The 13,139-nt window shown below is 66.9% G+C and carries 11 protein-coding genes; 4 read left to right on the forward strand and 7 right to left on the reverse strand.

Annotation, left to right across the window (positions count from 1 at the left end):
- Position 1: 1 nt before the first annotated feature.
- Entirely contained in the window at positions 2–3,175 is a 3,174-nt protein-coding gene (locus ACFOPO_RS06695; protein WP_386702179.1) for a multidrug efflux RND transporter permease subunit, read from the forward strand.
- A gap of 494 nt (positions 3,176–3,669) precedes the next feature.
- Here the strand turns inward: ACFOPO_RS06695 and ACFOPO_RS06700 are convergent, their stop codons facing one another.
- Positions 3,670–4,068 (reverse strand): phasin family protein, encoded by a 399-nt coding sequence (locus tag ACFOPO_RS06700; RefSeq protein WP_386702181.1) that lies wholly within the window; start codon positions 4,066–4,068, stop codon positions 3,670–3,672.
- 233 nt (positions 4,069–4,301) lie between these two features.
- On the opposite strand from ACFOPO_RS06700, the gene ACFOPO_RS06705 reads away from it, so the two are divergent.
- A complete protein-coding gene (locus tag ACFOPO_RS06705; protein ID WP_386702183.1) occupies positions 4,302–6,575 on the forward strand; it encodes a patatin-like phospholipase family protein in 2,274 nt (757 codons plus the stop codon).
- Positions 6,576–6,582: 7 nt separating this feature from the next.
- On the opposite strand, the gene queD is transcribed toward ACFOPO_RS06705, so the two are convergent.
- Together queD and ACFOPO_RS06715 are read right to left on the reverse strand one after the other, a co-directional pair.
- On the reverse strand, positions 6,583–6,939 hold the full coding sequence (queD, locus tag ACFOPO_RS06710; RefSeq protein WP_386702185.1) for a 6-carboxytetrahydropterin synthase QueD: 357 nt from the start codon (positions 6,937–6,939) through the stop codon (positions 6,583–6,585).
- Positions 6,940–6,949: 10 nt separating this feature from the next.
- Positions 6,950–8,074, reverse strand: a complete 1,125-nt coding sequence (locus ACFOPO_RS06715) for a serine hydrolase domain-containing protein (RefSeq protein WP_386702187.1) — start codon at positions 8,072–8,074, stop codon at positions 6,950–6,952.
- A 242-nt stretch (positions 8,075–8,316) separates the two neighbouring features.
- Here ACFOPO_RS06715 and ACFOPO_RS06720 point away from each other — a divergent pair, with 242 nt between their 5' ends.
- Positions 8,317–8,598: a BON domain-containing protein gene (locus ACFOPO_RS06720; RefSeq protein ID WP_386702677.1), complete on the forward strand. Its 282-nt coding sequence runs from the start codon at positions 8,317–8,319 to the stop codon at positions 8,596–8,598.
- 72 nt (positions 8,599–8,670) lie between these two features.
- Positions 8,671–9,669 (forward strand): SDR family oxidoreductase, encoded by a 999-nt coding sequence (locus tag ACFOPO_RS06725; RefSeq protein ID WP_386702189.1) that lies wholly within the window; start codon positions 8,671–8,673, stop codon positions 9,667–9,669.
- A gap of 3 nt (positions 9,670–9,672) precedes the next feature.
- On the opposite strand, the gene ACFOPO_RS06730 is transcribed toward ACFOPO_RS06725, so the two are convergent.
- From ACFOPO_RS06730 to ACFOPO_RS06745, 4 genes are all read right to left on the reverse strand, one after another.
- On the reverse strand, positions 9,673–10,470 hold the full coding sequence (locus ACFOPO_RS06730) for an alpha/beta hydrolase family protein (RefSeq protein WP_386702191.1): 798 nt from the start codon (positions 10,468–10,470) through the stop codon (positions 9,673–9,675).
- On the reverse strand, positions 10,454–11,626 hold the full coding sequence (locus ACFOPO_RS06735) for a DUF3182 family protein (RefSeq protein ID WP_386702678.1): 1,173 nt from the start codon (positions 11,624–11,626) through the stop codon (positions 10,454–10,456). Before ACFOPO_RS06735 ends, ACFOPO_RS06730 begins: the two co-directional genes overlap by 17 nt.
- A gap of 6 nt (positions 11,627–11,632) precedes the next feature.
- The gene (locus ACFOPO_RS06740; protein WP_386702193.1) at positions 11,633–11,833 is read right to left on the reverse strand and encodes a hypothetical protein; all 201 of its coding nucleotides are present in this window, start codon (positions 11,831–11,833) and stop codon (positions 11,633–11,635) included.
- An 81-nt stretch (positions 11,834–11,914) separates the two neighbouring features.
- Entirely contained in the window at positions 11,915–13,126 is a 1,212-nt protein-coding gene (locus ACFOPO_RS06745) for a BamA/TamA family outer membrane protein (protein ID WP_386702195.1), read from the reverse strand.
- Between the last annotated feature and the right edge of the window lie 13 nt (positions 13,127–13,139).

The raw sequence follows: 13,139 nt of genomic DNA on the forward strand, positions 1-13,139 counted from the left end.
CATGTCCAGATTCTTCATCAACCACCCGGTATTCGCCTGGGTCATCGCGATCCTGATATCGCTGTGCGGCGTGCTGGCGATCTTCAACCTCGGTGTCGAGTCGTACCCGAGCATCGCCCCGCCGCAGGTCACCGTGTCGGCGTCGTACCCGGGCGCGAGCGCGGAGACGGCTGAAGGCGCGGTCACCCAGGTGATCGAGCAGCAGCTCACCGGCATCGACAACCTCGTCTACTTCAACTCGTCGTCGAGTTCGAGCGGCGGTTCCAACATCACCCTGACGTTCGCACCCGGCACCGACCCGGACATCGCCCAGGTGCAGGTGCAGAACAAGGTCGCGCTGGCAACGCCGCGACTGCCGACCGAAGTGACCCAGCAGGGCGTGGTGGTGGCCAAGGCCAACGCCGGCTTCCTGATGGTGGTGGCACTGCGCGCCGACAGCGAACGCTTCGACCGCGACAGCCTCAGCGACATCATCGGTTCGCGCGTGCTTGATCAGATCGCGCGCGTGCCGGGCGTGGGCAGCACCCAGCAGTTCGGCAGCGAATACGCCATGAACATCTGGCTGAACCCGGACAAGCTGCGCGGCTATGGCCTGTCGGCGACGCAGGTGCTGACCGCCGTGCGCGGCCAGAACGTGCAGTTCGCCGCCGGCAAGATCGGCGCCGATCCGGCACCGGCCGGGCAGGCGTTCACTGCGACGGTGTCGGCCGAGGGCCGCTTCAGCAACCCCGAGCAGTTCGGCAACATCATCCTGCGCACCAACACCGACGGCACCAGCGTGCGCCTGCGCGACGTGGCGCGCATCGGCCTGGGCGCAACCTCCTACGGCTTCGACAGCCGCTGGGACGGCCAGCCCGCCGCCGGCTTCGCCATCCAGCTGGCACCGGGCGCGAATGCCCTGGGCGTGGCCGAGGCCGTGTACAAGCGCATGGAGGAGCTGCAGAGCACCTTCCCGCCGGGCGTGACCTGGTTCTCGCCGTACGACAGCTCGACCTTCGTCTCGGTCTCGATCAAGGAAGTGATCAAGACCCTGTTCGAAGCGATCGTGCTGGTCTTCCTGGTGATGCTGATCTTCCTGCAGAACCTGCGCGCGACGCTGATCCCGACGCTGGTCATCCCGATCGCGCTGCTCGGCACGTTCCTGGGCATGTACTTCATCGGCTTCACGATCAACCAGCTCAGTCTGTTCGGCATGGTGCTGGCGATCGGCATCGTGGTCGACGACGCGATCGTGGTGATCGAGAACGTCGAACGCATCATGACCGAGGAGGGCCTGTCGCCGAAGGCCGCCACGCGCAAGTCGATGAGCCAGATCAGCGGCGCGGTCGTGGCCATCACCGTGGTGCTGGCGGCGGTGTTCATCCCGTCGGCGTTCCAGGGCGGTTCGGCCGGTGAGATCTACAAGCAGTTCGCCATCACCATTGCCATGGCGATGTTCTTCTCGGCGTTCCTGGCGCTGGGATTCACGCCGGCACTGTGCGCGACGCTGCTCAAGCCGACCGCCGACCACCACCGCGACAACTTCGTCTTCCGCAACTTCAACAAGTTGTACGACAAGGTCAGCGGCACCTACATCGGCCACATCGGCGGTGCGATCAAGCACACGCCGCGCTGGATGATGGTGTTCGGCCTGCTGGTGGTGCTGTGCGGCTTCCTGTTCACGCGCATGCCGGGCAGCTTCCTGCCCGAGGAAGACCAGGGCTATGCGATCGCCCTGATCGGCCTGCCGCCGGGCGCGTCGATCACGCGCACCAACGCCGTGCTCGACCAGGTCCGCTCGACCATGCAGAAGCAGGACGGTTTCGACGGCATCTTCCAGGTCTCCGGCTTCAGCTTCGTCGGCCAGGGCGAGAACGTCGGCATCGCCTTCATCCGCCTCAAGCCGTGGGAAGAGCGCAAGGTCACCGCCAGCGAATTCATCCAGAAGGCCAACATGGCGCTGTACGGCATTCGCGACGCGCAGATCTTCGTGATCAACCTGCCCACGGTCAGCGGCCTGGGCCAGTTCGGCGGTTTCGACATGTACCTGCAGGACCGTGGCGGCAAGGGCCGTGACGCGCTGGCAGAGGCGCGCAACACGCTGCTGGGCAAGGCCAACCAGAACCCGGCGCTGACCGCGGTGCGGCCGAACCAGCTCGAGGAGGCGCCGCAGCTCAAGCTCGACGTCGACCGCGTGCAGGCGCAGTCGATGGGCCTGTCGGTGTCGGACATCTACAACTCGATCCAGCTGATGCTGGCGCCGGTGTACGTCAACGACTTCGTCGACTCCGGTCGCGTCAAGCGCGTGACCATGCAGGCCGACGCGCCGTACCGCACCGGTCCGGGTTCGCTGGCCAACTTCTACACGCCCAGCCCCAATGGCGATGCCGACGACACCGATCCCAACGGCGCGATGATTCCGTTGTCGAACGTGGTCAAGAGCCACTGGATCACCGCGTCGCCGTCGCTGACCCGTTACAACGGTTACTCAGCGGTGGAAATCGTCGGTTCGCAGGCACCGGGCCACAGCTCGGGCGAGGCGATGAACGAGATGCAGAAGATCGTCGAGGAGGACCTGCCGGAAGGCTTCGGTTACGACTGGACGGGTCAGTCGTACCAGGAAATCCTCTCGGGCAACCAGGCGCCGGCGCTGTTGGCGTTGTCGATCCTGGTGGTGTTCCTGTGCCTGGCGGCGTTGTACGAGAGCTGGTCGGTGCCGGTGGCGGTGCTGCTGGTGGTGCCGTTGGGTGCGCTGGGCGCGGTGCTGTTCTCGCTGTTGCGCGGCCTGCCCAACGACATCTACTTCAAGATCGGCCTGATCACGGTGATTGGCCTGGCGGCGAAGAACGCGATCCTGATCGTCGAGTTCGCCATCGAGCAGCGCCAGCATGGCAAAACGCTGCGCGAGGCGACGATCGAGGCGGCGCACCTGCGCTTCCGTCCGATCCTGATGACGTCGTTCGCGTTCATCATGGGCGTGTTCCCGCTGGCCATCTCCAGCGGTGCGGGCGCCAATTCGCGGCATGCGATCGGTACGGGCGTGATCGGCGGCATGATCTTCGCGACGTTCCTGGGCCTGCTGCTGATCCCGGTGTTCTACGTGGCGGTGCGCCGCGTGCTCGGCGACAAGCTCGACGAGAAGCCGGTACTCGTCCACGACGACGAAGAGGAACCGCTGACGCGCCCGGCGACGTGATCGCCTGACGCGCTGCAAACGCAGAAAGCCCGCCAACCGGCGGGCTTTTTGTTTGCGCTCCGTCATCCCCCAATCACCGTCATCCCCCGATCACCGTCATCCCGGCGAACGCCGGGACCCATTTTGACGTTGCCGTTGCTCTTGCTCCGGAGCCGCGTCGTCCGCCGGGCCGGGGATTGCTCCGCCCCTTAGTTCGAACATCCTGTCCGAATGCGGGGCGCGGGACATCCATGTCCCGCTGCGGATCAATCCCCGGCCCGGCGGACGACGCTCGGCAAGTCATTGCACGGTCTTCGGCGGCCCCCTCTCCCCAACCCCTCTCCCACGAGGGGAGAGGGGCTCAAGCGAACCGCCTCCTGCCCCCACCAACCACACAAGAAAAAACCCGACAGCTTGCGCTGCCGGGTTTCAAATCCACCGCCGGGAGGGGTAGGCGGGGAGAGATAAAGGAAATCAGTACCTGGAGAGAGGTGGCTGTTTCGCCTTGCTCGTTCTTACTTGGCAGCCTTGTTGGCGGCCCGGATGGTGTTGTCGACGCTCGTCTGCACTTCCTTGGCCGAGGTCTCGAACTGGGCCTTGGCCAGCTCGGTGATCGCGCCGTGGGTCTTCAGCGTGCGGCCGAAAACTTCCTGGCCGGTGCTGACGCTGCGCTCGAGGTTCTCGCGAGCCACCTGTACGCCCTTGGGCAGCAGCGACTTGGCGGCTTCGAAGTCGCGCACTTCGGCGGCTTCGCCGAGGAAGGCGAACGTGGCGTTGACGCGGTCTTCGATCGCGGCCAGCTGCAGGCCGAACACGGCCTCGGCATTGGCGAGCGCGAGACGGTTCACCTGCGCGGCGGTCTCCGCGAACTGGCGCGTCGCGGCGGCAAATTGCTCGTTGAACGGCTGGTACATGGTCGACTCCGTAGGGGATCAGGTGAAGCAATGTTTCGGGGGGGCAATCCAAGGGGAATTCGGATTGTGCGGTGCAGCATAATCCGTTCTGTGTTGCAGTGCAACATGGCCGGGAGGGGAGGTTCAGCCCGCGGTGGGGCTGGCAGAATGGGCGTCACGCCATCACCCCGGGCCCCGTGTCACGGTCTGAATGCGCCGCAGCCGGGATCATGGCCTTCCAGGATGACCAGACGATGATGCGAGACCTCGTGCCTGCCTGCCCCCGTCTCCTGAATGGCGCTTTCCGGCGCGTGCTCGGCGCACTGGCCGCCGTGGCCCTGCTGACGCTTTTCCCCATCACCTCGGCGCTGGCCCAGCAACCTCCGCAGCTGCCCTGTGTCGGCCTGGTCCTGGGCGGCGGCGGCGCCCGCGGCTCGGCCCATGTCGGCGTGCTCAAGGTGCTCGAGCGCGAGCGCATCCCGGTATGCCGGGTCGCCGGCACCAGCATGGGTTCGATCGTCGGCGGCCTGTATGCCACCGGCTATACCCCGGCCGAGATGGAAACCCTGATCGACACCATCGACTGGGCCGACATGTTCGTCGACGACCCGCCGCGCGCCGGCCAGCCGATGCGGCGCAAGGACGCCGACTTCCGTTACCTGCTCGACCTGGAGATCGGCTACGCCGACGGCCGCGTGGTGCTGCCCGTTGGCATCGTGCAGGGCCAGAAACTGTTGCTGCTGCTGCGCCGGCTGACCCTGTCGACATGGAACGTGAAGGACTTCGACCAGTTGCCCGTGCCGTTCCGCGCGGTGGCCGCCGACATCATCACCGGCGACAAGGTCGTCTTCGACCAGGGCGACCTCGCCCTGGCGATCCGTTCGAGCATGTCGGTGCCTGGCGCGTTCGCGCCGGTGCGCATCGACGACCGCCTGCTGGTCGACGGCGGCATGGCCGACAACGTGCCGGTCGATGTCGTGCGGCAAATGGGCGCGCAGCGCCTGATCGTGGTCGACGTCGGCTCGCCGCTGCACACCGAGGCGACGCTGACCAACCCGCTGGCGATCATGGACCAGATGATCAGCGCGCTGATGGCCGAAAAGGTGCGCGCGCAGCTGGCCACGCTGACCGACCAGGACGTGCTGATACGCCCCGAGCTGGGCGACATCACCGCCTCGGAGTTCAACCGCGGCGCCGAAGCGATCGCGATTGGTGAACGCGCCGCCGAAGCCATGCTGCCGCAGCTGCGCACGATGTCGGTCGACGAAGCCACGTATGCCGCATATCGCGAGACGCAGCGGCAACGCAGTTTCGACCCGGGGCTGGTGCAGTTCCTCGACGTGATCAAGGTCAAGTCGCCCTCGGCCAACCGCCAGGTCGAGCGCGCGGTCGCGGAAAACCTCGGCAAGCCGTTCGATGTCGACGAGATCGAGAAGGACCTGGGCACCGCCTACGGCGATGGCCGCTTCCAGCAGATCGACTACCGCCTGGCCGAGCACGATGGCCAGATGGGGCTGGAGATCATCCCGGTCGACAAACCGTGGCGCGCGTTCGGCAAGCTCGGCTTCCAGCTCGACGACAACTTCAACGGCCGCAACAGCTACATGGTTTCGGCCGAACTGACGTTCAACAACATCAACAGCCTCGGTGCCGAGTGGCGAAACGTCGGGCGGCTGGGGCGCATCACCGGCCTGTTGTCGGAGTTCTACCAGCCGTTCGGCGAGACCGGCGAGTTCTACCTCAAGCCGTCGCTGGAACTGCGCAACGAGTCGCTGCCGCTATGGGCCAATGGCAACCAGCTGGCAGAGTTCCGCATCAACCGCCGCGAGGTCGCGCTGGAAGCCGGCTATACGCCGGAGCCGGAATGGCGCATCTCCGCACAGCTCATGCGCGGCCGCGACCGCGCCGACCTGCTGATCGGCAACCCCAACGATTTCACCGGCGGCAAGGAGGGTTACGCCGGCATCGACTACAACGCCACCTGGGACACGCTGGACAGCATCAACTTCCCGACCAAGGGCACGCGCGTCAGCGCCGACCTGGAAACCTATTACGACGTGATGGGCGCGGATGTCGAAGGCAACGTCGCCCGTCTCACCGCCGACTGGGCGCGTGCCTGGGGCCGCTACCACCTGCTGCTGGGGGCGCGTTTCAGCAGCGCGCTGGAAGACGACAACTTCTTCCAGACGCAGGGCTTCCTCGGCGGGTTCCTGAACCTGTCCGGCTTCGACGAGCGTGCGCTGTTCGGCAACCAGACCGTGCTGGCGCGCGCGGTGCTGTACCGGCGCACCGGCAACACCAGTCGCCTGTTCTCGTTGCCGATGTACGTCGGCGCCAGCCTGGAGACAGGCAACGCATGGTTCAGCAAGGACCTGGTGGACACCGACGACCTGATCCTCGCCGGCAGCCTCTTCATCGGCTTCAGCACACCGCTGGGGCCGATGTTCCTGGCCTACGGCGGCAACGACGATGGCGAGAGCTCGTGGTACCTGACCTTCGGCTCGCTGCTGCGGCCGACCGTGAAATAACGGGCGGTCAGCTGCCGCGGTAGTGGCAGCCGGAGGTGCAGGTCTCGTGCACCACCACTTCCGACAGCAGCGGCAGCGACGGCTTGAGGTTGTCCCAGATCCACACCGCCAGGCGTTCGCTGGTCGGGTTGTCGAGGCCGTCGATGTCGTTGAGGTAATGGTGGTCGAGGCGGTCGTACAGCGGCTGGAAGGCGGCCTTGAGGTCGCTGAAATCCATGACCCAGCCCAGGTGCGCATCGATCTCGCCCTCGACGTGGATCTCGATGCGGAAACTGTGCCCGTGCAGGCGCGCGCACTTGTGCCCCGGGGGGACGTTCGGCAGGCGGTGCGCTGCCTCCAGGGTGAATGCCTTGAAGATCTTCATGCCGCCCAGTTTACTCCGGGCGTGGCGGCGCTCCGCATCCGCCCTTGCCGCCGGCCCTGGCGGCGGCGTTGGCGGCACCCACGTAACGTCCGACCAGTGCCTTGAGCTGGTCGAACTCCTCGCGGCGGGTGACGGCGCCGGCGATGGTCCGGCCCGAGAGCGGCTCGCGCACCACCAGCGTCCCCCAGAACCCGGAATGGCCGGTCGCGGCGACGCCGTCGAAGGAGTAGGTGAGCAGTCCCAGCCGATACGGGCTCTCGGCGGGCAGGCCGACCGGTGACTGCATCAGCGCCAGCGTGGCGCCGTTCCTGAAGACCCGTCCCGCCAGCAGGGCGTCGAAGAAGGTCGCCATGTCGGCAGGCGTGGCGACGATGCCGCCGCCGCCGAACAGATCCATCGACGGATCCCAGTCATGGGTGTCGTCGCCCTCGAAGAACTGGTGCGCGCGCGTGCGTCCGCGCGCCGGTTCCGCGCGCTCCCAGTACGTGTCGGGCAGGGCGCGGGCACTCAGCGCCAGCTGCGTGCGCACGGCCTTCGGCAACGTCTGGCCACTGACGTGCTCGATGATCGCGCCGAGCAGGATGTAGCCGGTGTCGGAGTACGAATACTTCTCGCCCGGCTTGCCGACCGGCTGCGTCCATTCGACCAGGTGCTCGACGTCTTCCGCCGGCGTCCACTTCGTTGCGGGGTTGGCCTTGACCGCGGCGATGAACTGCGGCGCCTGCGCATGGTCGGCCAGCCCCGAAGTGTGGCTGAGCAGCTGGCGCACGGTGATCTCGCCGGGGTTGTAGCCATCGCGCTTGAGCAGGTCGAGCCACGGCGCGGGCAGGTACTGGTCGATCGTGGACTGCAGGTCGAGCTTGCCGGCTTCGTGCAGGCGCAGCGCCGTGGCGGCGACGTAGGTCTTGGTCACGCTGGCGATGCGGAATCCTTCGTCGCCCCTCAGCGGCGTTGCCGAAGGCGGTGCAAGCACGCGTGTCTCGCGCGCGCCGTCGGGCGCCAGCGTCGACACCACGATCTGCCCTTTCAGTGCGCCGGCATCGAGCGGCGGCAGCGCCTGCGCGAGGCAGGCATCGGCCGCGAATGCGGAAGACGCGGCGGAGTACAGCAAAACGGCAAGGGCTATCCGGGTCATCGTGGTCAGGGCTCGCTGAATCTGGGCACGCGCGAATCCTCGCATGAGCAGCCATGCACACGGAACTCGCATCCATGAACCCAGCCCGAGCATCAACAGGCGGTTATCGACGTCTTCACGCAGCGGTACAGGCGCGGCAACACACACTGGCGCCCACATCAAAGCGGGAGCAATGCATGAGAATGAAGACGAATCTTTCGATGCTCGCAGGCGCATCGCTGCTGGTTGCGCTGGCCATGCCGATGCAGCTGCTGGCCCAGGACAAGGCGACGACGGAGGCCGAAGAGGCCGATTCGTCGCAGCCTGCAAGCGACACCTGGATCACCACCAAGGTCAAGACCGACCTGATGGCCACCGCCGACGTGCCGGGCACGACGATCGATGTCGAGACCGTCAACGGCACGGTCAAGCTGGCCGGTACGGTCGACAACAAGGCGAGCGCCGACAAGGCCGTCGCCGTCGCCAAGAAGATCAAGGGCGTCAAGAGCGTCGATGCCTCTGCGTTGAAGGTTGCCAAGAAGTAAGGCGACCCGACGCTGCCCCTCTCCCGCGCTGCGTGGGAGAGGGGTTTCGTTTTTCATATGCGGGAGCAGTGCATGGCCGTGAAGAAGCCAGTCGCGTCGAAACCATCCGCGACCGTCGCCAGGCAGCGCAGGATCCAGAAGCAGGTCGATGCCCGCGACAAGGGCAAGCCTGCGAAGAAGGAACCGAAGAAAAAGAAACCGGTGCAGGCCGGAGAGCGCACGCAGCCGCAGAACCCGCTGCCTGCCCAGCACCTGACCAAGCCCGGCAACGAGCACGAGCTGACACCCAAGCCGCGCTACATGGCGCCCGATTACCGCGGCAGCGGAAAACTCGACGGGCTGGTCGCCCTGGTCACCGGTGGCGACTCCGGCATCGGCCGCGCGGTCGCCGTGCTGTTCGCGCGCGAAGGCGCCGACGTCGCGATCGTCTATCTGAACGAGCATGTCGATGCCGAAGTCACCTGCAAGCAGGTCGAGAAGGAAGGCCAGCGCTGCCTGCTGATTCCTGGCGACGTGAAGGATCCGACGTTCTGCAATGCCGCCGTGGCAGCCGTGGTGGAGGCCTTCGACGGCCTCGACATCCTCGTCAACAACGCCGCGTTCCAAGAGCACAGCGATTCCCTGGAGAGCCTGACCGACGAGCACCTGCAGGAAACCCTGCAGACCAACATCGCCGGCTATTTCCACATGGCGCGCGCTGCCGTGCCGCACATCAAGCGCGGCGGCAGCATCATCAACTGCGGCTCGGAAACCGGCATCTTCGGCAGCAAGCACCTGCTCGACTACTCGGCGACGAAGGGTGCGATCCACGCATTCACCAAGTCGCTGGCGAGCAACCTGCTCGAGCGCGGCATCCGCGTCAACGCGGTGGCGCCGGGGCCGGTGTGGACGCCGCTCAATCCGGCCGACCGGTCGGCGAAGGAAGTCGCGGAGTTCGGTGCGGAAAGCGACATGGGGCGGCCGGCGCAGCCGGAGGAAATCTCGCCCGCCTTCGTGTTCCTCGCCTCGCCGGTGTGCGCGTCGTACGTCAACGGCGTGATCCTGCCGGTGATGGGCGGCCCGCGCGGCTGATCCTCAGCTTCGCGAGGGCTCCACGACCTTGACGCGCTCGCGCATGCGCAGGCCGGCGGCCTCCTCGCGCGCACCCATGATCATCTCGCTCAGCCACTTGATGAGGATCGCGGTGTAGGCCTTCTGCGCGGGTTTCTCATTGAAGGCGTGGTCGGCGCCGTCAACCGTGCGCCGGGTCAGCGAGCGCGCATGGCGGAAGGCTTCGGCGTAGTTGTCGATCACCGCCTCGGGCACGATCTCGTCGTGTTCGGCGGCGACCAGCAATGCATGGCCTTTGTAGTCCGCGCAGGCGCGCAGGGCGCGGTTCTGGTCCCAGCGCAGGTTGCTGCGACGGTACGCGCGCAGGTCGGTGTCCACGTGCAGGCGAAGTTTGGGCAGGTCCCAGCCTTCGTCCTTGTAGAGCGCCGGCGAGCGCAGCGCCAGCCAGTGCACCGGGCGCAGTGCCGTCAGCAGCGCGGCCAGGTAACCGCCGTAGCTGATGCCGACCACCGCTACCGCCGTTGGATCCACGTTCGGTCGCCGCACCAGCCAGTCGTAGGCGGCGAGCAGGTCGGCGAGGTTCTGCGGACGGTTGACGTTCTCCCAATGGCGCGCGGTGCGCTCGTGCCCACGCAGGTCGAAGGTCAGGCAGACGCAGCCGATGCCGGCGGCCTCGCGCGCGCGCACCAGGTCGTGTTCCTGGCTGCCGCCCCAGCCGTGCACGAACAGCACGCCGGGAAGGCGCGCGGCCGGAGACAGGACGGTGCCGCAGATGCGCTCGTCCTCGACGTCGAGCTCGACGGTTTCAAGCCGGATGTCCATGACGCTCGCGGTCCTTCACCGCGTTGCCCATGGCGCCGGTACAAGCCGGCGCATCGTCGGCTTCGACAATGCCGTACTTGGTGATCGCGCCGACCACCGGGTCCTCGCCACGGAACGATATCTCGGCGTCGGGCGGGACATCGATCAGGTCGTAGACCTCGCAGGTGGACACGCAGATCCCCTGCAGTCCGGGATCGTCATTGAACGCCTGCAGCGCCAGCACCTCTGCCGGCGATGCCCCGCCGAATCGCCACGACTGCTCCAGCACACCGCACCGCACCGCGCCGGCGCCGTCCTCGCCATGGACGATGTCGTAGTTGCGACGCGACGCATGGAACCGTGGATAAGCCCGCCCCACCTCGCGGTCGTAGCCGATCGAAGCGGCGACGGCGCGACGCTGGCGCTCGTCGACGGTGGCTCGCAGGAGGTCGTCGAGATTGCCGCGCAGGCATCGCAGCGTCGAGCCGCCGTAGACCTCGTGCCCGGCGTGGTTGCGCGTGGTCCGCTGCGTGCCGCTGTAGGACAGGACGATCGTGCCGACGGTCAGCGTGCCGACACTGTAGGTGGTGGCCGACGCCAGGTTCCGTTCGAGCACGAGGCCGGCCTCGCCGATGGCAGCGGCATCGAGCCTGTCGATGGCCGCGTCGAGCTCCTGCGGGTTGGCGATGACCGTCTGGCCGGAGCCGCCGATGCCGTGACCGGGCTTGCTGCGGATGGGCATGCCGTCGGCCAGCAGCAAGCGCCCGGCGCGTCGCGCGTCGTCCAGGTTGAACACCGTCAGCCCCGGCAGCACGAACGGCGCCAGCGCGTCGCCGAGCGCATGCGACCAGCCCTCGGGGAGATCGCGTGCGCCCTGCGGCGCCGCATGAGTGATCGACTTGGTCGCCACGAACGGGTAGGGCACCACGCCGCCGAACAGATCCGCCGGACCGTGGATGCCGACGCGTTCTGCTTCGACCGCCAACAGCGTCCGATCAGGAACGAAATAGATGGGCTCGTCATAGATGGGCTCGTCGCCCTCGCTGCCGGCGAAGTACTCGCCGCCGAAGCCACGGCCCAGGATCTCTGCCAGGCGTTTCGCGGCCCACTGTCGCGTGGCCTTCTCGTGGGCGCCGCGCTTGTGGGTGAGGATCAGGTCCAGCACCGCGCCGGCCATCGCCAATCAGTCCCTCGGTTTGGCAGGCACGAACGGCGACACCGGATCGCTCGCCGGAAAGGTCTCTTTCAATGCCTGGTCGAGGTTGTCGCTCTCGTGGCGCTTGCGTCGCGCGCGTTCGCCGGCACCCCGGTCATCGGGCTTGGCGTTGTCGGATCGGCGAGAGCGATGAATGGGTGGATCCTTCCGATCCTGGGGTCCGGACATCGCGTGCTCCATGGCCATTGGGTCTGGATCGACGATACGGACGTGGCGCTAATGCGACGTGAGGACAGCGCTTTGCTGTCGTCAGCGCCACGCACTGCCGACCTGCACATAGAACGTTTCGTCCTCCGGGCCCCAGGCGTAGTCGATGCCGGTGTACAGGCCGAGCTGGCGCGCGAGCAGGTAGCGCACGCCGGTGCCCTTGGACACCTCCGTCTGGCCGTCGCCGAAGCTGTTATGCCGGCCCCAGGTGCGTCCGCCGCCGACGAATCCGATGACGGCCCAGCGCGGCGTCAGGTTCCAGCGCAGCTCGGTTTCCAGCGTCGCCGCGCGCGTGTCCTGGTATCGGGCCGAGCCGATGCCGCGCAGGTCGATGTACGGCAACCGGTAGAACGGAATGTCGCCGTTGGCCCAGCGCACGTCGGCGCGGCCGCCCAGCACGAAGCGGTTGCCGCCTGCCGCCAGCTTGCCGAATGGCAGGTAACCAAACGTGTGGCTGCGGTAGCTCTGGAAATCGACGTCGCTGCCGATCAGGTCGTCGTAGAAGTTGCCTTCGATCATGCCCAGCCATCCGCTGTTGGGCGTGAACGTGTTGTCGCGGTTGTCGAACTCCAGCGACAGGCCCAGGCCGGAACTGCGCTCGCTCAGCTCCTTCGGTGTGAACTGCTCGCGATCGCTGTCGACATCGAAGCTGATGTCCAGGTCCATGTAGATCCACGCCAGCCCGACGAACAGGTCCTGCTCGCCCAGGCGCCGGAACACCTGCTGCAGCGACATGATGCCGTCGGTGTTGTAGCCGATCTTCTGCGGCGGCAGGAATCGCCCGGGCGTATAGAAGTCCAGGTTGATGTCGCTCTTGGCCACGCCGCCGCGGTAGCGCCAGCGGTCGTCCATGAAATGCAGCGAAGCGCCGCCGAAGTAGGCCCGGCTGCCATTGGACGTGCGCATGGCGCCGGCGGTGTAGATGTTGGGCGGAACCATCGTCTTGCGCCCGTCGGCACTGGTGCGCGTGGTCGCCGCGCCCGCAGGCCTCTGGAAGAACGTCAGGGCGACGCCGCCGCCGGTGCCCAGCGCAGGGTCGGTGATGATGATCGGCACCGGCAGGAAGCCGCGGTGGTCCAGCAGCCAGCGCGACATGTCGAACTTGTCGTCGTGCGGGTCCTTCAGCAGCTGCGAGGCCGGTGCAGGGGCGGCTTCTTGACCGGGCGCGGCCGGCTGGGCCACCGCCTCCTGCGCGCAAGCGGCCTGTGCAGGGCCGGCAAGCAGCAGTGCCAGTACGAATGATCTTGCGTCCATGCGCATTGCGTGA

The sequence above is a fragment of the Lysobacter sp. GCM10012299 genome, from assembly GCF_042649405.1.
Lineage (GTDB): Bacteria > Pseudomonadota > Gammaproteobacteria > Xanthomonadales > Xanthomonadaceae > Lysobacter_J.